General features: G+C 33.6%; 27 protein-coding genes. 25 read left to right on the forward strand and 2 right to left on the reverse strand.

Annotated elements, in window-relative coordinates:
- Together N7659_RS01270 and N7659_RS01275 are read right to left on the reverse strand one after the other, a co-directional pair.
- The coding region (locus N7659_RS01270; RefSeq protein WP_263275439.1) for a transposase family protein at positions 1-685 on the reverse strand (685 nt) is incomplete at its 3' end.
- 193 nt (positions 686-878) lie between these two features.
- Positions 879-1,055 carry a DUF3042 family protein gene (locus N7659_RS01275; RefSeq protein WP_263275440.1) on the reverse strand — a complete coding sequence of 59 codons (177 nt, stop codon included), beginning with the start codon at positions 1,053-1,055 and terminating at the stop codon, positions 879-881.
- A gap of 69 nt (positions 1,056-1,124) precedes the next feature.
- Between N7659_RS01275 and miaA the strand changes: the two genes are divergently transcribed.
- The 25 genes from miaA to pgfM1 all read left to right on the forward strand — a co-directional run bounded on the left by miaA (position 1,125) and on the right by pgfM1 (position 26,005).
- A complete protein-coding gene (miaA, locus tag N7659_RS01280; protein WP_263275441.1) occupies positions 1,125-2,021 on the forward strand; it encodes a tRNA (adenosine(37)-N6)-dimethylallyltransferase MiaA in 897 nt (298 codons plus the stop codon).
- Positions 2,022-2,096: 75 nt separating this feature from the next.
- Positions 2,097-3,344: a GTPase HflX gene (gene hflX, locus N7659_RS01285; RefSeq protein WP_263275442.1), complete on the forward strand. Its 1,248-nt coding sequence runs from the start codon at positions 2,097-2,099 to the stop codon at positions 3,342-3,344.
- Positions 3,331-3,966 (forward strand): cystathionine beta-lyase, encoded by a 636-nt coding sequence (locus N7659_RS01290; protein WP_263275443.1) that lies wholly within the window; start codon positions 3,331-3,333, stop codon positions 3,964-3,966. Before hflX ends, N7659_RS01290 begins: the two co-directional genes overlap by 14 nt.
- A gap of 27 nt (positions 3,967-3,993) precedes the next feature.
- Positions 3,994-4,926: a ribonuclease Z gene (gene rnz, locus N7659_RS01295; protein WP_258511595.1), complete on the forward strand. Its 933-nt coding sequence runs from the start codon at positions 3,994-3,996 to the stop codon at positions 4,924-4,926.
- Positions 4,923-5,693 (forward strand): SDR family NAD(P)-dependent oxidoreductase, encoded by a 771-nt coding sequence (locus tag N7659_RS01300; RefSeq protein ID WP_263275444.1) that lies wholly within the window; start codon positions 4,923-4,925, stop codon positions 5,691-5,693. The genes rnz and N7659_RS01300 overlap by 4 nt, the downstream gene beginning before the upstream one ends.
- Positions 5,690-7,891, forward strand: coding sequence for a single-stranded-DNA-specific exonuclease RecJ (gene recJ / locus N7659_RS01305; protein ID WP_263275445.1), 2,202 nt, complete (start codon positions 5,690-5,692; stop codon positions 7,889-7,891). The genes N7659_RS01300 and recJ overlap by 4 nt, the downstream gene beginning before the upstream one ends.
- A 1-nt stretch (position 7,892) precedes the next feature.
- Complete coding sequence (locus N7659_RS01310) at positions 7,893-8,255, forward strand: TIGR02328 family protein (protein ID WP_199567319.1); 363 nt, start codon at positions 7,893-7,895, stop codon at positions 8,253-8,255.
- Between the two features lie 82 nt (positions 8,256-8,337).
- On the forward strand, positions 8,338-8,850 hold the full coding sequence (locus N7659_RS01315; RefSeq protein ID WP_199567320.1) for an adenine phosphoribosyltransferase: 513 nt from the start codon (positions 8,338-8,340) through the stop codon (positions 8,848-8,850).
- A 48-nt stretch (positions 8,851-8,898) separates the two neighbouring features.
- The gene (locus N7659_RS01320; RefSeq protein WP_263275446.1) at positions 8,899-9,585 is read left to right on the forward strand and encodes a DnaD domain-containing protein; all 687 of its coding nucleotides are present in this window, start codon (positions 8,899-8,901) and stop codon (positions 9,583-9,585) included.
- The gene (nth, locus tag N7659_RS01325; RefSeq protein ID WP_258511590.1) at positions 9,585-10,235 is read left to right on the forward strand and encodes an endonuclease III; all 651 of its coding nucleotides are present in this window, start codon (positions 9,585-9,587) and stop codon (positions 10,233-10,235) included. Before N7659_RS01320 ends, nth begins: the two co-directional genes overlap by 1 nt.
- Complete coding sequence (locus N7659_RS01330; RefSeq protein WP_263275447.1) at positions 10,222-10,908, forward strand: tRNA (adenine(22)-N(1))-methyltransferase; 687 nt, start codon at positions 10,222-10,224, stop codon at positions 10,906-10,908. The genes nth and N7659_RS01330 overlap by 14 nt, the downstream gene beginning before the upstream one ends.
- The gene (locus tag N7659_RS01335; protein ID WP_263275448.1) at positions 10,898-11,686 is read left to right on the forward strand and encodes a Nif3-like dinuclear metal center hexameric protein; all 789 of its coding nucleotides are present in this window, start codon (positions 10,898-10,900) and stop codon (positions 11,684-11,686) included. Before N7659_RS01330 ends, N7659_RS01335 begins: the two co-directional genes overlap by 11 nt.
- Positions 11,687-11,696: 10 nt before the next feature.
- Positions 11,697-12,800, forward strand: coding sequence for an NAD(P)/FAD-dependent oxidoreductase (locus tag N7659_RS01340; RefSeq protein WP_263275449.1), 1,104 nt, complete (start codon positions 11,697-11,699; stop codon positions 12,798-12,800).
- Between the two features lie 59 nt (positions 12,801-12,859).
- Complete coding sequence (gene rfbA, locus N7659_RS01345) at positions 12,860-13,729, forward strand: glucose-1-phosphate thymidylyltransferase RfbA (protein WP_199567326.1); 870 nt, start codon at positions 12,860-12,862, stop codon at positions 13,727-13,729.
- Positions 13,729-14,325 (forward strand): dTDP-4-dehydrorhamnose 3,5-epimerase family protein, encoded by a 597-nt coding sequence (locus tag N7659_RS01350; RefSeq protein ID WP_263275450.1) that lies wholly within the window; start codon positions 13,729-13,731, stop codon positions 14,323-14,325. Before rfbA ends, N7659_RS01350 begins: the two co-directional genes overlap by 1 nt.
- A gap of 30 nt (positions 14,326-14,355) precedes the next feature.
- Entirely contained in the window at positions 14,356-15,402 is a 1,047-nt protein-coding gene (gene rfbB, locus N7659_RS01355; protein WP_263275451.1) for a dTDP-glucose 4,6-dehydratase, read from the forward strand.
- A gap of 204 nt (positions 15,403-15,606) precedes the next feature.
- Complete coding sequence (gene rpsU, locus N7659_RS01360) at positions 15,607-15,783, forward strand: 30S ribosomal protein S21 (RefSeq protein ID WP_000048058.1); 177 nt, start codon at positions 15,607-15,609, stop codon at positions 15,781-15,783.
- A gap of 131 nt (positions 15,784-15,914) precedes the next feature.
- Complete coding sequence (locus tag N7659_RS01365; protein ID WP_263275452.1) at positions 15,915-17,183, forward strand: bifunctional folylpolyglutamate synthase/dihydrofolate synthase; 1,269 nt, start codon at positions 15,915-15,917, stop codon at positions 17,181-17,183.
- 98 nt (positions 17,184-17,281) lie between these two features.
- Positions 17,282-18,199, forward strand: a complete 918-nt coding sequence (murB, locus tag N7659_RS01370; protein WP_263275453.1) for a UDP-N-acetylmuramate dehydrogenase — start codon at positions 17,282-17,284, stop codon at positions 18,197-18,199.
- A gap of 3 nt (positions 18,200-18,202) precedes the next feature.
- Entirely contained in the window at positions 18,203-19,357 is a 1,155-nt protein-coding gene (locus N7659_RS01375; protein WP_263275454.1) for an ABC transporter ATP-binding protein, read from the forward strand.
- On the forward strand, positions 19,341-20,135 hold the full coding sequence (locus N7659_RS01380; protein WP_199567332.1) for an ABC transporter permease: 795 nt from the start codon (positions 19,341-19,343) through the stop codon (positions 20,133-20,135). Before N7659_RS01375 ends, N7659_RS01380 begins: the two co-directional genes overlap by 17 nt.
- The gene (locus N7659_RS01385) at positions 20,132-20,908 is read left to right on the forward strand and encodes an ABC transporter permease (RefSeq protein ID WP_263275455.1); all 777 of its coding nucleotides are present in this window, start codon (positions 20,132-20,134) and stop codon (positions 20,906-20,908) included. Before N7659_RS01380 ends, N7659_RS01385 begins: the two co-directional genes overlap by 4 nt.
- Positions 20,901-21,974, forward strand: coding sequence for a PotD/PotF family extracellular solute-binding protein (locus tag N7659_RS01390; protein ID WP_263275456.1), 1,074 nt, complete (start codon positions 20,901-20,903; stop codon positions 21,972-21,974). The genes N7659_RS01385 and N7659_RS01390 overlap by 8 nt, the downstream gene beginning before the upstream one ends.
- 146 nt (positions 21,975-22,120) lie before the next feature.
- On the forward strand, positions 22,121-23,071 hold the full coding sequence (gene pgfS / locus N7659_RS01395) for a glycosyltransferase PgfS (RefSeq protein ID WP_263275457.1): 951 nt from the start codon (positions 22,121-22,123) through the stop codon (positions 23,069-23,071).
- 3 nt (positions 23,072-23,074) lie between these two features.
- Positions 23,075-26,005: a glycosyltransferase PgfM1 gene (gene pgfM1, locus N7659_RS01400; RefSeq protein ID WP_263275458.1), complete on the forward strand. Its 2,931-nt coding sequence runs from the start codon at positions 23,075-23,077 to the stop codon at positions 26,003-26,005.
- The last annotated feature ends 16 nt before the right edge of the window (positions 26,006-26,021 follow it).

Raw genomic sequence — 26,021 nt, forward strand, 5'->3', positions numbered from 1 at the left:
TTTTAGCCTTTGGAAAGAGTTGCTTGATGAGTGGGATATAGCTTCCCGACATATCTACAGTCACTACCTTGACTAATTCCCGGACCTTTCTAGAGTATTTGTAGAAATAGTTCTTGATAGTTGTTTGCCTATTGTTTTCAAGAATAGTGACAATTTTTTTAGTGTTATAGTCCTGAGCAATAAAAGCTAGTTTGCCTTTATTTCGAGCAAATTCGTCCCAAGATAAGACTTGAGGCAGATGGTGATATCTTTCTTTGAAAGTAAACTGGTTCAACTTTCTTTGTACAGTAGAGACAGAGATGTGAAGTTGATTAGCGATATCAGAATTGGTTAGTTTTTGGGTATGAGCATGAGTTATTTTTTTCCAGACCGGTTCAGAAATTTGACAGTTTTTCTTAACGAGAGATGTCCTAGCCACTGATACTTTATGACAGTCTTTACATTGAAACCGTCTCTTTTTTAATTTAAGAAGAGTAGGCATTCCTTGGACATCAAGGATAGGGATAGTGGAAACTCTTTGGAAATCATACTTGATAGTCTTTCCATGACAATGAGGACACAAAGGAGGCTTATGATCGAGTTTAGCTCTTATTTCAATATGAGCTTGGTGTTTGAGAACAAGTAAAATAATGATATTTGGGTCTTTTATTCCTAATAAATTTGTGGTATTCTTAAGATGTTCCATATGATTCTTTCTAATGAGTGGTTTTGTCGCTTTTCATTATAAGTCATGTGGGACTTTTTGTCTGCATTGAAAAAGCCCTATAACTTCTGTGGCGGAGTTACCCACTACAGATATTATAGAGCCAAAAAATGATATAAAGAATATAAAAAACAGGATTCCAGAGAATCCTGTTTTTTATATTCTAATAGTTTACTTAACGTGAGACGCGTCTGCGAGCTGCTTTTTTACGATTTTCTTCAATGAAGGCAGCTTTCTTTTCTTCAGGCTCAGTAATCGTTTTTTTAACTGCAAATACTGCACTAGCAACGGTTACTAAAGTACCAACAACACCAGTTGCCAACCCTTTTAAGAAACTATAATTTTTAGACATAGGGATTCTCCTTTTTCTTATGTTATAATATATACTAACGAAAAAAGCCTAAAAATTCAAGGAAAAGGTATGAAAACAAAAATTATTGTTATCCTCGGTCCGACAGCGATTGGAAAAACAGCTCTAGGAATTCATCTTGCTAAAAAATACGATGGTGAAATCATTAGTGGTGATAGCCAACAAGTTTATCGTCATCTTAATATCGGAACAGCAAAAGTTACTAAAGAAGAACAAGAAGAGGCTCCTCATCATCTAATTGATATGGTTGATGTCACAGATAATTATTCTGTTTTTGATTTTGTTTCTGAGGCTAAAAAAGCCATTGATATTATTGTCGAAAAAGGAAAAGTTCCAATCATTGTAGGTGGCACTGGTCTTTATCTTCAAAGTTTATTAGAGGGCTATCATCTTGGTGGAGATATGAATCAAAAAGAAGTTAATGACTATCGTAAGTACTTAGAAGACTTGAGTGATGAGCTTCTCTTTTCATTAGTTGAAAAGGAAAAATTGCAGATTCGTGAATTAAATCGCAGAAGAGCGATTAGAAGTTTAGAAATTGCTAAATTTGGCAAAGATCTAAAAAATCAACCACCTCAATATGATACTTTGATTATTGGTTTAAATGATGATAGAGAAAAACTCTATGAACGTATTAATTATCGCGTTGATAAGATGATGTCAGAAGGAATACTAGAAGAAGCAAGATGGCTTTATGATAACTATCCAAATAGCCAAGCCACAAAAGGAATTGGCTACAAGGAATTTTTTCCTTATTTTGAAGGCAAGATATCACTAGAAGAAGCTATCAATCAATTAAAACAAAACACTCGACGTTTTGCAAAAAGACAGTTAACTTGGTTTAAAAATAGAATGGGTATTACCTTTTTTCAAGTGGATGAAGACAGTGTGTTTGACATTATTGACCAAAACGTTAAAACTTTTCTAAGTCAAAAAGAGGCCAAATAAGGCCTCTTTTTAGTTAGATTTAAACTGTGATTTTATGGTATAATAAAAAGATGATTAAAAGAGAGGAGACAACTAATGTTTGAAACCAAAAAAGAGCAAGAACGGGTTATTTTATTAGGTGTATCCTTGCCAAGTGATGCTAATATTTTAATGTCAATGCTTGAGTTAGAACAATTAGCTCAAACTGCTGGTGCTTTGGTTATTGATAGTCTTTTACAAAACAGAGAAAGATATGACAGTACCACTTTTATCGGAAAAGGTAAACTAGAAGAGATTAAACAACTCATTGATGCGCAAGAAATCGATACTGTCATTGTTAATAATCGTTTAACACCTAGACAAAATATTAATCTTGAAACAAAACTTGGTGTTAAAGTTATTGATCGCATGCAGTTAATTCTTGATATTTTTGCAATGAGAGCAAGAAGTCATGAAGGAAAACTACAAGTACAACTGGCTCAATTAAAGTATCTTTTACCTAGATTAGTTGGACAAGGCATTATGCTAAGCCGCCAAGCTGGTGGTATTGGAAGTCGAGGACCAGGAGAAAGTCAACTCGAATTGAATAGACGTTCCATCAGAAATCAAATTAATGATATTGAAAGAAAATTAAAAATTGTTTCTAAAAATAGAGAAACGATTAGAGAAAAAAGAGTAGCTTCATCTTCATTTAACATAGGACTGATTGGCTATACCAATGCTGGTAAATCCACTATCATGAATCTTTTGACTGACAACAGTCATTATGAAGCCAATGAACTATTTGCAACTCTTGACGCTTCAACAAAACAAATTTATCTAAAAGATAGATTCCAAGCAACACTAACAGATACTGTTGGTTTCATTCAAGATTTACCAACAGAGCTGGTTGCTGCTTTCAAATCAACCCTTGAAGAAAGTCGTCAAGTAGATTTATTACTCCACGTGATTGATGCTAGCGACCCCAATCATCTAGAACAAGAAAAGATTGTACTAGATTTATTAAAAGAGCTTGATATGGCTAAAATACCTCGCTTAGCTGTTTACAACAAAATGGATTTGGTAGAAAATTTTGTACCAAATCTTCATCCAAGAGTGATGATTTCTGCCAAATCACCTAACGCTTCAACTACAATTCGTTCGATTATTATTGATGACATTAAAAAGCAATTTCAATCTTTTGATATGACCATTAAACCAGAAAATAGTTACCAATTATTTGAGTTGAGTCAACTAGCTCTTTTAGAAGAGAAAGATTTAGAAGATGGCACAAAAGCTGTTAAAGGCTATATTTCTCCAAAAAACAAATGGAAACTAGAGGAATTCTATCATGGATTATCTTAAATTGGCAATGACTTATGGTGGTTTTACCAGTCTTGATCGTAATTACTTGACCCATCTTTTTAACACGATAGATGAAAAAGAAGTCATGCGCTTTATTACACCACCTCCGAGTGTTATCAACGCTTACTTTGCTGAGATTTATCAAAAACAATCCCCTAAAGCAGCAACCGATTATTATTTTCAACTGAGTTTAGCGCTTCAATTATTTGATGATAAGCCAAGCTTTGTCGAAAACAATCCCTTTGTTAGATTGAACTTAAAAGGTAAAGCTTATGGGTTTGCCTATGAAAATGACCAAGAAATAGCCCGAGTTTTTAGCGAAAAACCTGCTGAAATTACTGAAAAATTATTATTAGAAATAGCACAACTTTTTCCTCACTATAAAGTATTTGTAGAAAATAATCAGATTAAAATGATGGCAAAAGAATTTGATGAAACAGATCCTGAAATCATCTCTCAAGCAAGGTTTTTAGTGACAGATATTAAACAACTTAAAAACAATATCATCCAAATGTCAAGTTTTAATGAAGATGAATTATTAGAAGCAGCAAATGATTATTTAGGAAAAAAATATTATCAATTTAAGCAAAGACAAGTGATTATTTATATCGAACAAGAATAGTTAGAGATTAGAAAGTATAGAAAACGTATGGAAATTCAATTTTTAGGCACTAGTGCCGGACAACCTTCAAAATCAAGAAATGTATCAAGTCTCGTTTTAAAATTGCTTGATGAAATTAATGAGATTTGGATGTTTGATTGTGGTGAAGGTACCCAAAGACAAATTTTAGAAACAACCATCAAACCTAGAAAAGTGCGAAAAATATTTATTAGTCACCTACATGGTGACCATGTGCTTGGTCTTCCTGGTTTTTTATCAAGTCGATCCTTTCAGGCAAATGATGAACAAACTGATATTGATATTTTTGGTCCTGTTGGAATTAGAAGTTATGTCTTATCTAGTTTACGCGTGACTGGTTCACGCCTACCCTACCGAATTCACTTTCATGAATTAGAAGAAAAGCAACTAGGAAAGATTTTTGAATCTGATAAGTTTATCGTTTTTGCTGAAAAGCTCGATCACAGCATTCTTAGTATTGGCTATCGTGTTATGCAAAAAGATTTAGAAGGGACATTGGATGCTGAAGGTTTAAAAAAAGCAGGGGTTCCTTTTGGTCCCTTGTTTGGTCAATTAAAAAATGGTCAAGATGTCACCTTGTCAGATGGTCGAATAATTCATGCGAAAGACTATTTATCTGCTCCTAAAAAAGGAAAAATTATCACTATTTTAGGAGATACAAGAAAAACAGATGCTAGTGTTCGTTTAGCCTTGGGGGCTGATGTTCTTGTTCATGAGTCAACCTATGGTAAAGGTGATGAAAAAATTGCAAAAAATCATGCTCATTCTACTAATATGCAAGCCGCACAGGTTGCAAAAGAAGCAGGAGCAAAACAATTATTATTGAATCACGTGAGTGCACGATTCTTATCAAAAGATATTCGCCAATTAGAAAAAGATGCCAAAACGATTTTTGAAAACACACATGTGGTGAAAGATTTAGAAGAGATTATTATCAAATGAATACAACAAAAAGAGTGATTGTTATCACAGGTGCCAGTGGTGGTTTGGCACAATCAATCGTTAAACAACTACCAACTAACGATCAGTTGATTTTACTAAGTCGCCAAAAAGGGAAATTACAAACCATTTATGGGTCATCAGAAAATTACTTTTTTAAGTCACTTGATATACGTGACGACAAGGCAATTAGTGATATGGTGGATGACATATACAACCAGTTTGGTCGAATTGATATCATGATAAATAATGCTGGTTTTGGTGAATTTAAGGATTTTACCGATTTTACTGCTGATGAAATGCGTGAAATGTTTGATGTCAATACTTTTGCTACCATTCAATTTTCAAAATTAGTTGGACAAAGAATGGCTCAAAAAAAGCATGGACATATTATTAATATCGCAAGTATGGCAGGGCTTATTGCTTCAAACAAGTCAAGTATTTATTCTGCAACAAAGTTTGCTGTGATTGGTTTTTCAAATGCCCTTCGTCTAGAACTCGCTAAAGACAAAGTTTATGTCACAACGGTTAATCCTGGACCAATTGAAACCAATTTCTTTGATAGAGCAGATCCTTCAGGAAGTTATTTAAAAACAGTAGAAAAATTTACCCTAAAGCCTGATGTGGTTGCTCAAAAAATCATTAAGAACATGGGAAAAAATAAACGTGACATCAATCTCCCTCTACTTTTAAATATAGCCCATAAATGCTATGTTTTATTCCCAAAACTATCTGATATGTTAGCAAGGAAGGTTTTTAATTTTAAATGATTGCACCAAAATATAATTGGCTATTACCCAAAAAAGAGCTTGATTTTGATAATAGTGACCTTCTAAAAAAAGAAGGCATTGATGAGATTACTGGTCAAATTCTTTATCGTAGAGGGATTCAAACGAAAGAACAGCTTGATGATTTTCTATCGACTGATATATCACAATTGCACGATCCCTTTTTATTAAATGATATGAAAAAAGCAGTCGATAGGATTCGACAGGCTGTTGAAATTAATGAAAAAATACTTGTTTACGGAGATTATGATGCCGATGGTATGACTGCGGCTTCTATTTTAAAAGAAACCTTTGAAGCATTGGGAGCAGAGAGTATTATCTATCTGCCAAACCGTTTTGTCGACGGATATGGACCAAATAAAAGTGTTTATCAATATTATATTGAACAAGAAAAGGTTAATCTCATTGTTACGGTTGATAATGGTGTTTCAGGCCATGAGGCAATTACCTATGCTAATGAAATGGGTGTTGACGTCATCGTTACCGATCACCATAGTATGCCACCTGAATTACCAGATGCCTATGCTATTATTCACCCAGAACATCAAGGAGCAGATTATCCCTTTAAATATCTAGCAGGTTGTGGGGTGGCTTTTAAACTAGCCTGTGCTCTTTTAGAAACAATTCCTGCTGAATTACTTGATTTAGTGGCGATTGGTACTATTGCTGATATGGTTAGTTTAACGGGTGAAAATAGAACACTTGTTAAAATGGGATTAAAAGTCTTAAAAGATACCGAGCGTTTAGGCCTATTAGATTTATTAAACCTTGCAAATGTCGAAAAAGAGAGTATCAACGAAGAAACAATTGGTTTTATCTTAGCACCACAACTTAATGCTCTTGGAAGATTAGATGACCCAAATCCAGCTATTGAATTACTAACTGGCTTTGATGAAGAAGAAACTCACCAAATCGCTTTAATGATTCAAGCTAAAAATGAAGAAAGAAAAACATTGGTTCAATCTATCTATGATGAAGCAATGCTTATGGTTGATAACTCTCAACCTATTCAAATTTTGGCTAAAGAAGGATGGCATCCAGGTGTTTTAGGTATTGTTGCTGGTCGCATCTTGGAACAAATTAGTCAGCCTGTTATTGTCTTAACCATTGATGGTGATTATGCAAAAGGTAGTGGTAGAAGTCCAGATAGTTTTAACTTGTTTGAAGCTCTCAATAAAAATCGTGAATTATTTGTTGCTTTTGGAGGACACAGTGGTGCTGCTGGTATGACCATTGAAACAAGTCAAATAGCTACCCTTTCAAAAGCTGTTCGAGATGATATGATTGCCAATCATCTTGAAGGCTCTCAAAAAAACAATCTTTTTATTGATGGCTTTCTTAGTCTTTCTGATATTGATTTTTCACTTTTAAAAAGCTTTGATAAACTGGCTCCTTTTGGGATGGATAATAAGAAACCCTGTTTCATACTAAAAGATTTTGCTGTTAAAACAGCAAGGACAATGGGGGCAACTAATAGTCATCTTAAATTAAGAGTCACTCAAGATGGTGTTGAATGTGATGTCGTCGCTTTTCATTTAGGACATTTAGTTCAAGAATTTCAACAGTTACAAAACATTGAATTAGTGACCACTTTATCTGTTAATAAATGGAATGGCAACACCTCAATTCAACTCATGTTTGTTGATGCTAGAGTAAATGGTGTCCAACTGATTGATATCAGAGCAAAAAATACCTATTTCCCTGAAAATATTCCAACGATTGATGAAGACAAAAAAAGTTCTGTTGTCCTTATTGCTGATATTCCAGAAAATGAAGCAAGATTAAAAACTCTTTTTACTAACAGAGAATTTGAAGCGATATATTTCAAAAATACGATTAAACATCCTTACTATCTAACAGGATTTGGTACAAGAGAGCAGTTTGCCCACCTTTACAAAACGATTTTCCAATTTGAAAGTTTTGATATTCGTCATAAATTAAATCAGCTTTCTGACTACTTAACGATTCCAAAATTACTACTCATTAAGATGATACAAATTTTTGAAGAACTTGGATTTGTCACTATCGATGATGGCGTAATGACTGTCAATAAAACGGCTCAAAAGAGGGATATTTCTGAAAGTCACATTTATCAAGACTTGAAAAAAACAGTAGCATTTCAATCATTGATGGCACTAGGAACTCCGGAAGAAATCTATCACTATTTGAAAGGAGATTAAAATGAGATTATGGCATGAATCCTTGATTGAAAAATTACCACGACAACAACTTTTGGGGCAACATAGAGAATGTGCAGCCTTACGTGGTTCTGGCTGGGGTAAAAAACATGCAACGGTCAATTATGTTTTTAGTCACAGTCCTTACAAATTGTTTCAATACCATCAACTTATCATGAATGAAATGATTAAAAGAGGCTATAAACCTGACAAACTATGGCTTAATCCTCTATACAGAGGTAAGAATACACAAGCGTATAAGAGTTTAGAAGAAGTGCTTCTTACACAACCAATTTATCCTGAGCATGATGACACCTATCTTCATGAATGCTTAACTAACTTAGCAAAGAAAGAAATCATTTTATAAAGTGATAAATTTACCATTTACTTATTTCATGATATAATATAATGTAAACTATTTTTTGGCAGATGCCCTAGAAAGATTAAAAATGAATTTAAAAGATTATATTGCAACGATTAAAGATTACCCTAAAGAAGGAATAGAATTTAGAGATATTAGTCCTCTAATGGCTGACGGAAATGCATATAGCTATGCTATACGTGATATCGTTCAGTATGCGACTGATAAAAAAATCGATATGATTGTTGGTCCAGAAGCACGTGGTTTTATTGTTGGCTGTCCAGTCGCTTTTGAACTTGGTATTGGTTTTGCACCAGTTCGTAAACCAGGTAAATTACCACGCGAAGTTGTTTCTGCAGATTATGAAAAAGAATATGGTATTGATACTCTAACCATGCATGCAGATGCGATTAAACCAGGGCAAAGAGTATTAATTGTTGATGATTTATTAGCCACTGGTGGAACAGTTAAAGCAACTATCGAGTTAATAGAAAAAATGGGTGGTATTGTTGCCGGTTGTGCCTTTTTAATCGAATTAGATGATTTAAAAGGAAGAGAAGCTATTGGCGATTATGATTACAAGGTCTTGATGCATTTTTAATCATCATAACAATATTATTTGCTAATAAGAGTAAAGGATTGAGATATCATGAGTTTTTCAAAAGCCTTTGATTCAGGAATTTTGGTTCTACCAAGTGATTTATTATTTCACTTTCATCACATTTTCGAAAATGTTGATGATTATTTGGTTTGGCAATTTTTCTATCTGCAAAACACATCAAAAATTGAAGAAATAGCTCCAAGTCATATCGCTAAAGCGATTGGTAAAACTGTTGCTGATGTTAATCGGTCTATTTCTAATTTGAAAAAAGCTGAATTATTAGAAATTAGAACCATCGAATTAGCAAGTGATAGCGAGATTATGTTTGATGCAACGCCAGCTTTAAAAAAATTAGATGATCTCTTTCAAACACATGAAAGTTTTTCGAATAAACCTCAAGAACAAGAATCGGTTAACGTTATTAAACCTTTAGTAGAGAGCTTTGAACAAGAACTTGGTCGCTTGCTTAGTCCTTTTGAACTGGAAGATTTAACTAAATTAGTTAATGATGATAATACTGATCCAGACATTATTCTTGCAGCCTTAAAGGAGGCTGTGTTTAATGGTAAAACCAACTGGAAATACATTCAAGCAATTCTTAGAAATTGGCGTAGAGAAGGTATCACAACAGTGCGTCAAGTGGAAGAAAGAAGAAAAGCAAGAGAAGAAGCAGATCCTAAAAACGTTGCCATCTCAGATGATTTTAAGACAGCTTTAAATTTATGGAGTGATTGATGAGAATTGGTAAAGAACGCTTAAAAAAAGTTCTAGCTATTATTGGTGACCTTTTTCCAGATGCCCACGGTGAATTAACCTATAATACACCTTTTCAGTTATTAGTTGCTGTTATTTTATCAGCTCAAACAACTGATAAAGCGGTTAATAAAGTTACACCAAATTTGTGGCAACGCTATCCTCAAATTGAAGATTTAGCTAGTGCTGAGGTTAGTGAGGTTGAAAGTTACATCAAACATATCGGCCTTTATAAAACAAAGGCAAAAAATATTATTAAAACAGCGCAATTGATTCTTGAGAAATTTGATGGTCAACTACCAAAAACTCATAAAGAATTAGAAAGTTTACCCGGTGTAGGTCGAAAAACAGCTAATGTCACCTTGGCAGAAATTTACAAAATACCGGCTATTGCTGTTGATACGCATGTTGCAAGAATAGCAAAAAGGTTAAATATTTCCTCACCAACGGCAGATGTTGTGGAAATTGAACAAGATTTAATGAAAAAAGTTCCTAAAAAAGATTGGATTGTGACTCATCATCGTTTAATCTTCTTTGGTCGCTATCATTGTCTGGCTAAAAATCCTAAATGTGACATTTGTCCTGTTCAAAGTTATTGCAAATATTATAAGGAAACTTATGGAAGAACTTAATCTATCACAACGTTTAAAAGAAGTCGCAAGCTTGGTACCATTAGGTAGCAAGCTTCTTGATGTTGGAAGCGACCATGCTTATCTACCGATTTATCTTTTGCAACATAAAAAAATTAGTAGTGCAATAGCTGGTGAAGTCGTTCATGGTCCATATCAATCAGCCTTATCAAATGTTAAAGCACATCAACTCGACAAACAAATCACTGTTAGATTGGCTGATGGACTTGAAGCCTTAGAAGATAATGATTATGTCTCAGTAATCACCATTTGTGGAATGGGCGGGCGCTTGATTTCAACTATTTTAGAAAATGGGAAAGAAAAATTATCCACTATTTCACAGTTAATATTACAACCTAATAATCGTGAAGAGGAACTTAGAGATTGGTTGGTAGCAAATCAGTTTACGATTACAGCTGAGAAAATTCTTGAAGAAAATGATAAAATTTATGAAATTATTGTTGTAAAACCAGGCATATCAAACATCACACAAAAAGAAAAACAATTTGGCCCTTTTCTTTCTAAGGAAAAATCATCTATTTTTGTAAAAAAATGGCAAAAAGAGCAAAAAAAATTATTAACCGCTTTGAAACAAATTCCAGAAAATTATCAAAATGAAAGAGAACAATTGTCTAGAAAAATAGAAATGATTAAGGAGATTCTAAATGAAAGCTGAAGCTATTATTGAGCGTTATGAAGCGTTTTGTCCTCAAGACTTATCACTTGAAGGAGATATTTCTGGTCTTCAAATTGGTCGTTTAGATAAGGACGTCTCTAAAGTGATGATAGCACTTGATGTCAGAGAAGCTACTGTTAAAGAGGCTATTTCTAAAAATATTGACCTGTTAATTGTAAAACATGCTCCCATTTTTAAACCCTTAGTCAATCTTGTCGCTAATCCAAAAAATAATATTTATCTTGACCTGGTAAAACATGATATTGCCGTGTACGTTAGTCATACTAATATCGATGTGGTTGATGGTGGACTAAATGATTGGTTTTGTGAGTTATTAGACATCCATGAAACAAACTATTTAAGTGAGACCAAAGAAGGATTTGGCATCGGCCGTATTGGCACTATTTCGCCAATGCCTTTTGAGGACTTAGCTAAGAAAATTGCCAGTGTGTTTCATTTAGATAGTGTGCGTTTGATTAGCTATGGCAATGATAATCAAATGATATCTCGCCTTGCCATTTGCGGTGGCAGTGGTCAGAGCTTTTATCCTGAAGCTATTGCTAAGGGTGCTCAAGTTTATATTACTGGTGATATCTATTATCACACAGCACAAGAAATGTTAACAAATGGCCTTTTAGCAATTGATCCGGGACATCATATTGAAGTCTTATTTGTTAAAAAATTACATGAAAAATTTGAAGCTTGGAAGAAAGAAAACGATTGGGAAGTTGATTTTATTGAAAGTCAAGCTAATACTAATCCGTTTTATCATTTGTAGGAGTTCTAAGATGAAAATTGCCATTATTGGTGGTGGCATAGTTGGTTCAACTGCCGCCTATTATTTAGCCAAAGAAAAAGAAATGTCCGTTTTTTTGTTTGACGATGAAAAAGGTCAAGCAACAAAGGCTGCTGCAGGTATTATCAGTCCTTGGTTTTCTAAAAGACGTAATAAAGCTTGGTATAAAATGGCGCGTCTAGGTGCTGATTTCTACCAGAAATTACTTCAAGATTTAGAAAACGATGGGATTAAAAATGACTTCTATGAACAATCGGGAGTCTTTTTATTTAAGAAAAAAGAAGAAAAACTTGGGGAACTTTTTGAGTTGGCTAACATTCGAAAACAAGAAGCGCCTTTAATTGGAGAAATAACCTTAAAATCTTTTGGTGACTTAAAAGAAATCTACCCCAAATTATCAGGTTTCAAAAAAACCTTATTTGCTTCTGGTGGTGCTAGGGTTGATGGAGGAAAATTGGTAAAAACTTTTCAAAATACCCACAAAATTACAATTATCCATCAAAAGGTTAGTCTTGAGACAACAGAAAATCAGCAGTACATGATTAATGGTATCGTTTTTGACAAGGTTATTTTAGCTAGTGGGGCTTGGTTACCTTCTATTCTTGAACCGTTAGGGTATCAGGTTGATGTTAGACCTCAAAAAGGACAACTAAGAGATTATTATTTTTCAAAAAAGTCTTTTTATCATTACCCAGTTTTAATGCCTGAAGGTGAAGCTGATATTATTCCATTTTCTAATGGAAAAGTGAGTGTAGGTGCTAGTCATGAAAATGATATGGGTTATGATTTGTCAGAAAATCCAAGCATTCTTGATACAATCGAAAAAGAAGCTTTAATTTATTTTACAGCATTAAATCAAGCTGATAAAACTGAAATAAGAATTGGAACAAGAGCTTATACCAGTGATTTTTCTCCCTTTTTTGGTCAAGTTCCTCAGCTCCCAAATGTTTTTGCAGCTAGTGGTCTTGGGTCATCGGGGCTAACAACGGGCCCATTAATCGCCTATCAACTTGTTCAATTAATTTTAGAAAAAACTTTAGATCTGGAGCTGATTGATTATCCAATCGAAAAGTACATTCAAAAACAGAAAGAATAATGACAATAATACTAAATAATGGTAGAATATAGAATGAATAAACGACAAAGGAGTCTATTATGAAAGGTATTATCTTAGCAGGTGGATCAGGAACGCGTTTGTATCCACTAACAAGAGCTGCTTCAAAGCAACTCATGCCAATCTATGACAAACCAATGATTTACTATCCGCTATCTACTTTGATGTTAGCTGGAATAAAGGAAATTCTCATTATTTCAACACCAGTAGACCTTCCAAGATTTGAAGAATTATTAGGAGATGGCTCTGAGTTTGGTATCTCATTATCTTATGCTGTTCAGCCTAGTCCAGATGGACTTGCACAAGCCTTTATTATTGGTGAAGAGTTTATTGGTGATGATAATGTTGCCCTTATTTTGGGTGATAATATCTATCATGGAGCTGGTTTAACAAAAATGCTGCAAAGAGCTGCAACAAAAGAGACTGGCGCAACTGTTTTTGGTTATCACGTCAAAGATCCAGAAAGATTTGGTGTTGTTGAATTTGATGACAATATGAATGCCATTTCTATCGAAGAAAAACCAGAGAAACCAAGATCAAATTATGCTGTAACAGGTCTATACTTTTATGATAATGATGTTGTTGAAATTGCTAAAGGCATTAAACCATCTGAAAGAGGTGAGCTAGAAATTACCGATGTTAATAAAGCTTATCTAGAGCGTGGGGATTTGTCTGTGGAACTGATGGGACGTGGTTTTGCTTGGTTAGATACTGGTACTCACGAGAGTCTTTTAGAAGCTGCACAATATATTGAAACTGTACAACGTCTTCAAAATGTTCAAGTGGCTAATCTAGAAGAAATTGCTTATCGTATGGGTTATATTACAAAAGATCAAGTCCGTGAACTTGCTCAACCTCTTAAGAAAAATGAGTATGGCCAATACTTATTACGTTTGATTGGAGAAGCTTAATGTCAGAAAATTTTTTTGGTAAAACGTTATCTGCTCGTAAAATTGAGAGTATTCCAGGTCTTATTGAGTTTGATATTCCTGTACACGGGGATAACAGAGGCTGGTTTAAAGAGAATTTTCAAAAGGAAAAAATGCTACCTTTAGGTTTTCCTGACAGTTTTTTCCAAGAAGGAAAATTACAAAATAATGTTTCTTTTTCTAGAAAACATGTTCTTCGTGGTTTACATGCTGAACCATGGGATAAATACATTTCAGTAGCTGATGATGGAAAAGTTTTAGGCACTTGGGTTGATCTAAGAGAAGGTGATACCTTTGGTCATGTTTATCAGACAGTTATAGATGCTTCAAAAGGTATTTTTGTTCCACGAGGTGTTGCCAATGGTTTCCAAGTTCTATCTGATACCGTTTCTTATAGCTACCTAGTCAATGATTACTGGGCACTTGAATTAAAACCAAAATATGCTTTTGTCAATTACGCTGACCCAAGCCTTGCTATTTCTTGGGAAAATTTAGAAGAAGCAGAAGTGTCAGAAGCTGACAAAAATCATCCAATGCTTAAAGATGTTAAACCTTTGAAAAAAGAAGATTTACTTTAGTACGAAAAAAACCAAGGAGAATTTAAAAACATGTCAGAATTCAAAAATATCATTGTGACAGGTGGCGCAGGATTTATCGGCTCAAACTTTGTTCACTATGTTTATAACAATCATCCAGAGGTTCACATTACCGTTTTAGATAAATTAACTTATGCTGGAAATGAAAACAACATTAAATCGATTCTTGGAGACCGAGTTGAATTAGTTGTCGGAGATATTTCAGATGCCCAATTAGTTGATAAGTTAGCTAGTAAAGCTGATGCTATTGTTCACTATGCAGCTGAAAGCCACAATGACAATTCACTTAATGACCCAAGTCCATTTGTTTATACAAACTTTATTGGTACTTACACTCTTCTTGAAGCAGCTCGTAAATATGATATCCGTTTTCATCATGTGTCAACAGATGAAGTTTATGGTGACTTACCTCTTCGTGAAGACTTACCAGGTCATGGCGAAGGACCAGGTGAAAAATTCACTGCTGAAACCAACTACAATCCAAGTTCACCTTATTCATCAACCAAAGCAGCATCAGATTTGATTGTTAAAGCTTGGGTTCGCTCTTTTGGCGTTAAAGCAACTATTTCAAACTGCTCAAATAACTATGGGCCATACCAACATATTGAGAAATTTATTCCTCGTCAAATCACTAATATTTTAAGTGGCATTAAACCTAAACTATATGGCGAAGGAAAAAATGTTCGTGATTGGATTCATACCAACGACCACTCAACTGGTGTTTGGGCTATTTTAACCAAAGGTCGTATTGGCGAAACTTACTTGATTGGTGCTGACGGTGAAAAAAATAATAAGGAAGTTTTAGAATTAATTCTTGAAAAGATGGGACAACCTAAAGATGCTTATGAGCATGTCACTGACCGTGCAGGACACGACTTACGTTATGCCATTGATTCAACAAAATTACGTGAAGAACTTGGATGGACACCAGAATTTACCAATTTTAGTCAAGGACTAGAAGATACTATTAAGTGGTATACTGATAATGAAGACTGGTGGAAAGCTGAAAAAGAAGCAGTTGAAGCGAAATACGCTAAAACACAAAAAGTGATTAAATAACAAATAACTCATCAATCATTGATTGATGAGTTATTTTCTTTTAAAACTAGTATTTAAATTTTAAATTTTTGTTTTAAAACATAGGTGATTTTTTCTAATAAAAAATTAAAAATTATCATAAAAAAGCTTGACCAAGCTAGTGATTTCAAGTATAATGACTAAGAACGTGAAAATGTTACTTTGAAATTGAGGGGAGTGAAAATAATGTCAAAAACAGTAGTGCGTAAGAATGAATCACTTGACGATGCTCTTCGTCGTTTCAAACGTTCTGTTACTAAAGCTGGTACACTTCAAGAATCACGTAAGCGTGAATTCTATGAGAAACCTTCTGTTAAACGTAAACGTAAATCAGAAGCAGCTCGTAAACGTAAGAAATTCTAATAAATGATTAAGCTTTGCTTACATCAGTAAACAAGATTACTAAGTTACAAAATCCTTAGTAGTCTTTTTTTATCAGAAGACTTACAATTTATAATAATTAGGTTAAAAATGAAATTCACATGGGTGTTAAAATGAATTATAATGAAGCCGTTTCATGGATACATGGTAGACTTAGATTTGGCATTAAACCAGGCATTAAAAGAATGCAATGGGTCTTAAATGAACTGGGAAATCCTCAAAATTCGGTAAAAGGTATTCATGTTGTTGGAACAAATGGTAAAGGGTCAACCGTTAACTATTTAAAAGATATTTTTAGTGATGCTGGCTATAAGGTGGGGACCTTCGTCTCACCTGCCTTAGAACATTTTAGAGAACGTATTAGCATTAATGGCCAAATGATTTCAGAAGAAGATTTTCTAAAGCTTGTCACGATTGCAAAACCTATTATTGAACGCCTTCCTAAAGAAACAGAACTGGAAGAGGCAACTGAATTTGAAGTTATTACGATTTTAATGTTTCTTTATTTTGGTAAAATTAATCCGGTTGATATTGCAATCATTGAAGCAGGACTGGGTGGTTTACATGATTCAACTAACGTTTTTAATCCTTTAGCTGTTATTGCAACCTCTATAGGTTTAGATCATCAAGCTATTTTAGGTCAAACTTATCAAGAAATTGCACAACATAAAGCCGGTGTGTTAAAAGACAAAGTGCCTTTCATTTTTTCTACTGAACGTCAAGACGTTAAAGCTGTTTTTTATCATAAGGCTAAAGAAACAAACAGTCCAGTTTACGAGTTAAATAAAAACTTTAATGCTTTTGGAACCAGTGATGCCTTTGACTTTTCTTGGAAAAATCATTCCCTAACCAATATTTCGTTAGCAATGAATGGTCAACATCAGGTTAGCAATGCTAGTTTAGCTATTATGACTTCTTTATTATTAAAAGACTATTATCCTAATGTCACTGAAAAAAGCATTAAAAAAAGTTTATCAAACAGTAAATGGGCTGGTAGAACAGAATTAATAAAAAATAATATCTTGATTGATGGCGCTCATAACAATGAAAGTGTATCAGCTTTAGTGTCTGTTCTTAAAGAACATTATAAAGATAGAAAAATTCACATCTTGTTTGCTGCAATTGATACGAAACCTGTTGACGGTATGCTTAAACAACTATCTGTTTTTGAAGATATTACTGTGACTAGTTTTAAATTTAACAACGCTCTTACTCTTGATGCTTATCCTTCTGGTTATCAAAGAGTGATAGACTATCAAACTTGGTTGCAACAAATAAAAACAGCTAAAGCAAATGATTTGTTTGTTATTACCGGTTCACTCTATTTTATCTCGCAAGTTAGACATTTTTTAATGACTGGAAATGATAATTTAGAGATTTGAGCTTTAAAAGTCTTCACGACATCTATCGTCAAAGAGAGTAAAGTTTGTTATAATGAGGTTAGTAACAATACTATTAAAAAAATGAAAAAGAGATCATTATGAAAGAAAAAATACAAGAGGCTTTAACAGGTATTGATATTCGCTTTGACGAACCCTTAAAAAAATATACCTATACCAAAGTTGGTGGAGCAGCTGATTACTTAGCTTTTCCAAGAAACCAACTAGAGCTTGAAAAAATAGTTCGTTTTGCAAATAAACACAACATTCCTTATAAGGTGTTGGGTAATGCCAGCAATATCATTGTTCGAGATGGTGGTATTCGTGGATTTGTTATCATGTTTGACCGTTTAAATCTTGTGACGGTTAGCGGTTATGTGATTGAGGCTGAAGCCGGGGCAAACCTTATTGAAACAACGAAAATTGCCAAATTTCATAGTTTAACAGGTTTTGAATTTGCTTGTGGTATTCCAGGAAGCATTGGCGGTGCTGTTTTTATGAATGCCGGTGCCTATGGTGGTGAAATTGCTCATATTTTACTATCTGTTAAGGTATTAACAAAAGAAGGTGAGAAAAAAACGATTCAGGCTTCTGAGTTGAACTTTGGTTATCGTTCTTCAGTAATTCAAGAAAATGGGTTTATCGTTGTTTCTGCTAAGTTTGCTTTGGCTCCAGGTGATTTCAACCAAATCGACAATGAAATGAAACGTCTCACTCATCTTCGTCAATTAAAACAACCTTTGGAATACCCATCGTGTGGTTCTGTTTTCAAACGACCACCAGGTTATTATGCTGGTCAATTAATCATGGAAGCAGGACTTAAAGGACATCGTATCGGTGGTGTTGAAGTTAGTAAAAAACATGCTGGCTTTATGGTTAACGTTTTAGATGGTACAGCAAAAGATTACGAAGATTTAATTCACTATGTTATTAATCGCGTTAAAGAAAATTCAGGTGTCACGCTAGAACCCGAAGTTCGAATTATCGGGGAAAAAGAAACGATTATGGAGGATTTATGACCGTTGACTCATTCAATTATAGAATTCAAAAATGTTAGTAAAACATTCGAAGACAGCCAAACTCAAGTTTTAAAAAATATCAATTTTGAACTTGAGGAAGGAAAATTTTATACTCTTCTTGGTGCATCAGGTAGTGGTAAATCAACTATTTTAAATATTATTGCAGGGTTACTTGATGCCACTAGTGGTGATGTTTACCTAGATGGTGAACGTATCAATGATGTACCAACTAATAAAAGAGATGTTCATACTGTTTTTCAAAACTATGCTTTATTCCCTCATATGTCAGTTTTTGATAATGTGGCCTTTCCTTTAAAAGTTAAAAAAGTAGAAAAAGACGAGATTAAAAAACGTGTTCTTGAAGCTTTAAAGATGGTTCGTTTGGAAGGATTTGAAAATCGTTCTATTAAAAAACTATCCGGTGGTCAAAGACAACGTGTTGCTATTGCAAGAGCTATCATCAATGAACCCAAAGTGGTTTTATTAGATGAGCCTTTATCAGCCCTTGATTTAAAACTTCGTACTGAAATGCAGTATGAATTACGAGAATTACAACAACGCCTAGGAATCACTTTTGTTTTTGTCACACATGATCAAGAAGAAGCGCTTGCAATGAGTGATTGGATTTTTGTTATGAATGATGGTGAAATTATCCAATCAGGAACACCAGTTGACATTTATGATGAACCGATTAATCATTTTGTTGCAACCTTTATTGGTGAATCTAATATTATTCCTGGTACTATGGTTGAGGACTATTTGGTTGAATTTAATGGTAAACGTTTTGAAGCAGTTGATGGTGGTATGAGACCAAATGAGCCTGTTGAAGTTGTTATTCGTCCAGAAGATTTACAAATTACGCTTCCAGAAAATGGTAAACTACAGGTTAAGGTAGACACACAACTCTTTCGGGGTGTTCACTATGAAATTATCGCCTATGATGAATTAGACAATGAGTGGATGATTCACTCTACGAGAAAAGCGATAGAAGGTGAAATTATCGGCTTAGATTTTACACCTGAAGATATTCATATTATGCGTCTCAATGAAACAGAAGAAGAATTTGATGCACGTATTGAAGAATATGTTGAAGTAGAAGACGATGAAGAAGGCCTTATCAAGGCTATTGCAGGAGGAAAAAATGAAGAAAACCTCTAGTTTTTTCTCTGTTCCATACTTTCTTTGGATAGTTCTGTTTGTTATTGCTCCAGTTATACTAATTGTTTACCAATCATTTTTTAACACAGAAGGGCAATTCACTTTAGCAAACTATCAAACATTCTTCTCTAATGCTACTTATCTCAAAATGAGCCTTAATTCATTGTTTTATGCTGGTGTGATTACGCTAATAACTTTTTTAATCAGCTATCCAACTGCCTATGTTTTAACAAAACTAAAACATAAGCAATTGTGGTTGATGCTCATTGTTTTACCAACTTGGATCAATTTATTATTAAAAGCCTATGCCTTTATGGGCATTTTTGGTCAACATGGTGGTATCAATAGTTTTTTAAGTTTCATTGGTATTGGACCACAACAAATTTTATTTACAGATTTTTCATTTATTTTTGTGGCAAGTTATATCGAATTACCATTCATGATTCTACCAATTTTCAATGCCCTTGATGATATTGATCCAAACCTTGTTAATGCCAGTAAAGATTTAGGAGCAAGTAGTGTGCAATCTTTCAGGCAAGTCGTTTTCCCACTTTCTATGAGTGGTGTAAGAAGTGGTATTCAAGCCGTTTTCATTCCAAGTCTTAGCTTATTCATGCTAACTCGTCTTATTGGTGGAAATCGAGTCATCACTCTTGGTACCGCTATTGAACAACATTTCTTAACAACTGATAACTGGGGAATGGGTTCAACTATAGGTGTGATACTTATCTTAGCTATGTTAGCAACAATGTGGGTGACAAAGGAGAGACAAAAATGAAAAAATTTGCAAATCTTTATTTATCTTTTGTCTTTTTAATTCTTTATCTTCCAATAGTTTATTTGATTATCTACTCATTTAATGATGGTGGGGATATGAATGGCTTTAAAGGATTTACACTTGAGCATTATGTTACTATGTTTTCAGATGAGCGTTTAATGATAATCCTTGCCGATACTTTCTTTTTAGCGTTTTTAAGTGCACTGATTGCTACTATCATAGGAACATTTGGTGCTATTATGATTTATCAAAAACGTTTAAAACATCAAAATACTTTCTTATCACTAAACAATGTTTTAATGGTAGCACCTGACGTTATGATTGGTGCAAGTTTCTTGATTTTATTCACTTATCTAGGTTTTAGTCTTAGTATGACATCGGTTCTTTTAAGTCACGTTGCTTTTTCAATTCCGATTGTTGTTTTAATGATTTTACCTAGACTTAAAGAAATGAATCAAGACATGATTAATGCAGCCTATGATCTTGGTGCAACTCCATTTCAAATGATGAAGGAAGTCATGTTTCCTTATTTAACACCAGCTATTATTGCCGGCTACTTCATGGCTTTTACCTATTCACTTGACGATTTTGCAGTTACTTTTTTTGTCACTGGTAATAATTTTTCAACCTTGTCAGTTGAAATTTATTCCAGAGCTAGAAGGGGAATATCACTAGAGATTAATGCTCTTTCAACAATTGTCTTTTTGTTTAGTATCTTATTAGTGATAGGTTATTATATGATTTCACAAGATAAGGGGGAAGACCATGCGTAAACTTTATGTTTTTTTAACAGGTATCCTTGCCATTATTGGTATTCTTTTAGGTCTTTCTCTCATCATGAAACATGAATCTGGTGGTAGTCAAAACGATGATAAACTAGTGATTTATAACTGGGGAGATTATGTTGACCCAGATTTATTAGAAAAATTTACCGAAGAAACTGGTATTAAAGTTGAATATGAAACCTTTGACTCTAATGAAGCCATGTATACCAAAATTAAACAAGGTGGTACTTCTTATGATTTAGCAGTGCCTAGTGATTACATGATTGACAAAATGATTAAAGAAGAGTTAATCGTTCCACTAGACAAATCTAAAATAACAGGGTTTGAAAACATTGGTACTGAATTTTTAGACAAGAGTTTTGACCCTAAAAATAAATACTCTATTCCTTATTTCTGGGGTACAGTTGGTATTGTCTACAATGTTGAAATGGTTGAAGAAGAGCCTAGACACTGGGAAGATTTATGGCGTAAAGAATATCAAAATGATATCATGCTTGTTGATGGTGCCCGTGAAGTCATTGGGTTTGGTTTAAATACTTTTTCTTACAGTCTAAATACTAAAGATATGAAGGAACTCAATCAAGTGGTTGAAAAACTGAATGATTTGACACCTAATATCAAAGCCATTGTTGGTGATGAGATGAAGGGCTATCTTATTCAAGAAGATGCTGCTATCGGGATAACCTTCTCAGGCGAAGCTAGCGAAATGCTTGATGCTAACGAAAATCTTCGTTATGTTGTTCCAAGTGAAGGATCTAATATTTGGTTTGATAATATTGTTATCCCATCATCAGTAGAACACGAAGAAGCTGCTTACGCATTTATCAATTTCATGCTTGAACCTGAAAACGCTGCTCAAAATGCTGATTATATTGGCTATGCCACTCCTAATCAAAAAGCAAAAGAGCTTCTCGATGAAGAAGTTAGAAATGATCAATCTTTCTACCCAAGTCCTGAAACAATCGCGCACTTAGAAGTCTATGATAATCTAGGTCAAAAATGGCTTGGTATTTATAATGATTTATACTTACAATTTAAAATGTATCGTAAATAAAATAGTCTGACTCAGACTATTTTTTTATGTTAATTTTTAGGTGGCTTAGCTATAGTAACCATAGAAAAAGCTTTAAAATTATGATAAAATAAAGATTAAGTGAATCAAAGAGAATAAATAAAAGTTGTTAATATCTGGAGAAAAATATGAAATTATCAGTCATTATTACCTACTATAATGAAGAAAAAATGATACAAAAGACCCATCACGCTATTTCTGATCAACTTAAAAAAATGCAAAATCAGTCTATTTCTGATTATGAATTAATTTATATTGATGACGGTAGCACAGATAAGACTTTTTCATTAATGAAAAGCATTGCTAATTCTGATGATAAAGTGAAGTTTATCCGTTTTAGCCGTAATTTTGGTCGTGAGGGTGGTATTCTTTCAGGATTTCAACATGCAACTGGCGATGCTGCTATGGTTATGGATGGGGATTTACAGCATCCACCTAGTCTGATTCCTTTATTTGTTAATGCCTATAAAGAAGGGTATGATATTGTTAGTGGTCAAAGAAATCGACAAGGGGAATCAGCATTTAGCAGTTTTTTTGCAAAATTATTTTATATGATTTCCAACCGTCTCATGGATGTGCATTTGACTGATGGTAAATCAGAATTAAGACTCTTAAGTAGAAGAGCCTATAAAAAATTTATTTCTCTTCCAGAATATAATCGTTTCAATAAAGGGCTTTACGAATGGATTGGATTTAATGAAAAAGTTATTCCTTATCAAAATCATGTAAGAGAAGAAGGAAAAAGTAAGTTTGGGTTTAGAAAATCTCTTAATTATGCTATTCAAGGAATTATTTCGTTTAATGATAAACCATTAAGAATTTCTATCCAATTTGGTTTATTTAGTATTGCTTTGGCCATTTTGTATCTTTTATTTGAACTATTTAGATATATTCAACACCCAGATACTGCTGTTAGTGGTTATTTTACAACAATTGCAGCTATTATTCTCTTTAGTGGTGTTCAGTTAATTTCGATTGGTATTTTAGGAGAATACATTGGTAAAATTTACTACGAAGTTAAAAAGAGACCACATTATATTATCAGCGACACAAATATTGAAGAAGTAAAGAAGGATTAATCAATGACTCAAACAGCTCATTTGGTGAGTTTTTTCGAAAAATTATATCAACGCCATCTCCCATTTTTAAAAAAGCATAAAAAAGCAGTCACTTATCTTTCAAGTGCCTTATTACCCATTTTTGTTATGCTTATTGTCTGGTTTTTTATGGGCGCCTTTCCTTTTGGCAAGAAAACCTTGATGGCAGTTGACTTTGGACAACAATACATTAGTTTTTACGGTTTTCTCAAAGAAACTATTTTATCAGGGGATTGGTCTGGATTTTTTTATTCCTTTACCAAATCGATTGGTGGGCCAATGATAGGTATTTTAGGGTATTATCTGATTAGTCCCTTTAATATTTTTTATATTTTATTACCACTGTCACAGTTTAAATGGGCAGTATTTCTCACTATCTTATTAAGATATGGTGCCATCTCATTAAGTTTTAGTCATCTTCTCATTAAACGTTATAAGGGATTATCTACCAAGCCTTGGCTAGTTCCTCTTTTATCATTATCATATGCTCTTTCAGGGATGTTAGTGTCTTACCAGATGAACGTGTTATTTTATGATGCCATGTTTATGCTTCCCTTAGTTATTCTTACTCTAGAAGAGACACTAGATGGTAAAAGACCATTTGGTTATATTTTAACCTTGGCTTTAACCATGTTTTTACAATTTTACATGGGCTATATGATCTGTTTATTTGTGGTTTTATACGCTTGTTATTATCTTTCACCCAAGTTAGCAATAAGAGGAACTTTAAAAGATAAAACACTAGCATTCTTTATTCCACTTTTTAAAACAGCCTTTTATTCTATCCTTGCTATTACTAGTGTTTTTTTCCTTTTATATCCTATTTTCTTAAATTTATTGGAAAGTAAAGGAGCAATAGGAGGTGCCTTGTTATTTAGCTGGGATTTCCAAATTAATCCACTTGATATCATATCAAAAGTAATGATAGGTGGTTTTGATGACAATTCTTGGTCAAAAGGCCCAAGTCTTCCAAATATCTATGTTGGCGCCTTGTCTTTGATTAGTTCATTCTTTTATTTCAGACATGTTAAAGACCATCTTTATCAAAAAATTGGTGCAGGGTTAATAATAACCGTTTTCTTTGTGTCATTTGTTAATGAATTTACTAGTAAGATTTGGCATATGGGTCAAAATCCGGCTGGGTTCTTTTATCGTTTTTCATGGATTTTCTCATTCTTTATTGTTTTAACAGCATATAAAGTACTAAAGGCAGCAGTTAAAATAAATAGAAAAGAATTCTTCTTTGGTCTACTGTTGATGTTTGCGTCAGTGACGTATGTCATGACACAATCTTATACTTATATCGCTCCAAAACAGGTCAAAGCAATAACAACCTTTGTTACTGAAAATCCAAAAGTGATTCTATTTTTACTAACGATTATTCCAATTATCAGTAGCTATTTCATCTGGCAAAAAAAAGAATACAGCTTATTACAGCGTAGTTTATTGATAATAATAGTCGTTTTAACAATTCCAGCGGAATACTTTTTACTTGTCAAGGGCTTTTTACTGACGCAAGTAGTTTTTACTTTGTTGACATGGGTACTTATTTTACTATTCTATTTCTTTGGTTCAAGCCGATTTTTATGGGCACTTATCTATGGTATTACCATTTTTGAACTAGGTCTTAATGCTTATCTATCGCAATATACGTTATATTATGCTGATGCAGATAAGTTTACAGATGCAACCCTATCAGTTAAAGAAGTGACAGATAAAATACAAGCAAAAAGCGATGTTGGATTTTACCGTATTGGATCGACCTTTTCCTATTCAAGAACAACACCGAGTTTGATTTCTTATCCAGGACTAAGTAGCTTTAGTTCTAGCTTGGAGCGCTCAACCATGGACTTGTTTTCTTACTTAGGTGATATTGGTGTTAATGCTTCAACCCAATACACTAATGGCACTCTTTTAACAGATGCTTTATTTGGTGTGAGATACTATGTTGATGTGAAAGACCATACACAAGAAGAAGCAGATGAACATCCAGAAAAGATGTTTTTCAACAAAAATTCTAGTCGTTTTGACTTAACGAGTTACTATCATAAAATTGATGAAAATGATCGCTACCTTGTTTATGAAAACCCCAATGTTTTCTCAGTTGCTTTTGGAACCAATAAAGTAACACAAAGTATCTTGTTTGGTTTAAATAATCCTGTTGCCAACCAAAATATTATCTTGAAATCAATGGCTGGAACTGATACTAATTATTTTGAACAATTTAGTTTTTCAGCCATTGAAATAGAAAATATGGAAAAAGTCGATGGTCCAAATGGACAACCGGTCTATAATCGCATTGATAAAAACCAACTGGGTATTATCCGATTTAAAATTATTCCAAAAAGTTCATTTACCTATTATTTCCTAACACCATCAGGATTAGAAACGAAACGTGATCATTTATCAATTTTATTAAACAATAAATGGTTGACCAATCAAAAATCTTATTCACAAAAACAACTATGGCAACTGACACATGGTACTGAAGGGCAAGAAACAGTTCTTGAAATGCGTTTTTCAGATGATGACGTCAATATTGAAAATGCAGGTCTTGTTAGAGCCAATAATATTGAAATCGAAAAAATACTTGCTGACAGATTAAAACAAAGTATGACCGTCACTGAATGGACCAACACATCAATCAAGGGACATGTCGATATCACTGACAATAGCGATGTCATGATGACAAGTATTCCTTATAGTGCTGATTGGACTGTAAGAGTTGACGGAGAAGTCGTTGAAACAACAAAAGCCTGGAATAGTCTCTTATCTTTTCCCATCACCTCAGGAAAACATGATATAGAGATGCATTATTCTCCTAAAGGCTTAAAAACCGGCTTAGCAGTTTCTGCACTATCGATTGTTATGATATCATTCTTATGGTACAAAGATAAAAAAGATAAGGTTTATTAAAATAATGACTTACTGA

It is taken from the genome of Streptococcus sp. CSL10205-OR2 (assembly GCF_025660655.1).
Lineage (GTDB): Bacteria > Bacillota > Bacilli > Lactobacillales > Streptococcaceae > Streptococcus.

What these genes read in the sequence shown, in the direction of transcription:
- N7659_RS01275 (WP_263275440.1), bottom strand. Translation starts at nt 1,055, where the DNA reads ATGTCTAAAAATTATAGTTTCTTAAAAGGGTTGGCAACTGGTGTTGTT.
- miaA (WP_263275441.1), top strand. Translation starts at nt 1,125, where the DNA reads ATGAAAACAAAAATTATTGTTATCCTCGGTCCGACAGCGATTGGAAAA.
- hflX (WP_263275442.1), top strand. Translation starts at nt 2,097, where the DNA reads ATGTTTGAAACCAAAAAAGAGCAAGAACGGGTTATTTTATTAGGTGTA.
- N7659_RS01290 (WP_263275443.1), top strand. Translation starts at nt 3,331, where the DNA reads ATGGATTATCTTAAATTGGCAATGACTTATGGTGGTTTTACCAGTCTT.
- rnz (WP_258511595.1), top strand. Translation starts at nt 3,994, where the DNA reads ATGGAAATTCAATTTTTAGGCACTAGTGCCGGACAACCTTCAAAATCA.
- N7659_RS01300 (WP_263275444.1), top strand. Translation starts at nt 4,923, where the DNA reads ATGAATACAACAAAAAGAGTGATTGTTATCACAGGTGCCAGTGGTGGT.
- recJ (WP_263275445.1), top strand. Translation starts at nt 5,690, where the DNA reads ATGATTGCACCAAAATATAATTGGCTATTACCCAAAAAAGAGCTTGAT.
- N7659_RS01310 (WP_199567319.1), top strand. Translation starts at nt 7,893, where the DNA reads ATGAGATTATGGCATGAATCCTTGATTGAAAAATTACCACGACAACAA.
- N7659_RS01315 (WP_199567320.1), top strand. Translation starts at nt 8,338, where the DNA reads ATGAATTTAAAAGATTATATTGCAACGATTAAAGATTACCCTAAAGAA.
- N7659_RS01320 (WP_263275446.1), top strand. Translation starts at nt 8,899, where the DNA reads ATGAGTTTTTCAAAAGCCTTTGATTCAGGAATTTTGGTTCTACCAAGT.
- nth (WP_258511590.1), top strand. Translation starts at nt 9,585, where the DNA reads ATGAGAATTGGTAAAGAACGCTTAAAAAAAGTTCTAGCTATTATTGGT.
- N7659_RS01330 (WP_263275447.1), top strand. Translation starts at nt 10,222, where the DNA reads ATGGAAGAACTTAATCTATCACAACGTTTAAAAGAAGTCGCAAGCTTG.
- N7659_RS01335 (WP_263275448.1), top strand. Translation starts at nt 10,898, where the DNA reads ATGAAAGCTGAAGCTATTATTGAGCGTTATGAAGCGTTTTGTCCTCAA.
- N7659_RS01340 (WP_263275449.1), top strand. Translation starts at nt 11,697, where the DNA reads ATGAAAATTGCCATTATTGGTGGTGGCATAGTTGGTTCAACTGCCGCC.
- rfbA (WP_199567326.1), top strand. Translation starts at nt 12,860, where the DNA reads ATGAAAGGTATTATCTTAGCAGGTGGATCAGGAACGCGTTTGTATCCA.
- N7659_RS01350 (WP_263275450.1), top strand. Translation starts at nt 13,729, where the DNA reads ATGTCAGAAAATTTTTTTGGTAAAACGTTATCTGCTCGTAAAATTGAG.
- rfbB (WP_263275451.1), top strand. Translation starts at nt 14,356, where the DNA reads ATGTCAGAATTCAAAAATATCATTGTGACAGGTGGCGCAGGATTTATC.
- rpsU (WP_000048058.1), top strand. Translation starts at nt 15,607, where the DNA reads ATGTCAAAAACAGTAGTGCGTAAGAATGAATCACTTGACGATGCTCTT.
- N7659_RS01365 (WP_263275452.1), top strand. Translation starts at nt 15,915, where the DNA reads ATGAATTATAATGAAGCCGTTTCATGGATACATGGTAGACTTAGATTT.
- murB (WP_263275453.1), top strand. Translation starts at nt 17,282, where the DNA reads ATGAAAGAAAAAATACAAGAGGCTTTAACAGGTATTGATATTCGCTTT.
- N7659_RS01380 (WP_199567332.1), top strand. Translation starts at nt 19,341, where the DNA reads ATGAAGAAAACCTCTAGTTTTTTCTCTGTTCCATACTTTCTTTGGATA.
- N7659_RS01385 (WP_263275455.1), top strand. Translation starts at nt 20,132, where the DNA reads ATGAAAAAATTTGCAAATCTTTATTTATCTTTTGTCTTTTTAATTCTT.
- N7659_RS01390 (WP_263275456.1), top strand. Translation starts at nt 20,901, where the DNA reads ATGCGTAAACTTTATGTTTTTTTAACAGGTATCCTTGCCATTATTGGT.
- pgfS (WP_263275457.1), top strand. Translation starts at nt 22,121, where the DNA reads ATGAAATTATCAGTCATTATTACCTACTATAATGAAGAAAAAATGATA.
- pgfM1 (WP_263275458.1), top strand. Translation starts at nt 23,075, where the DNA reads ATGACTCAAACAGCTCATTTGGTGAGTTTTTTCGAAAAATTATATCAA.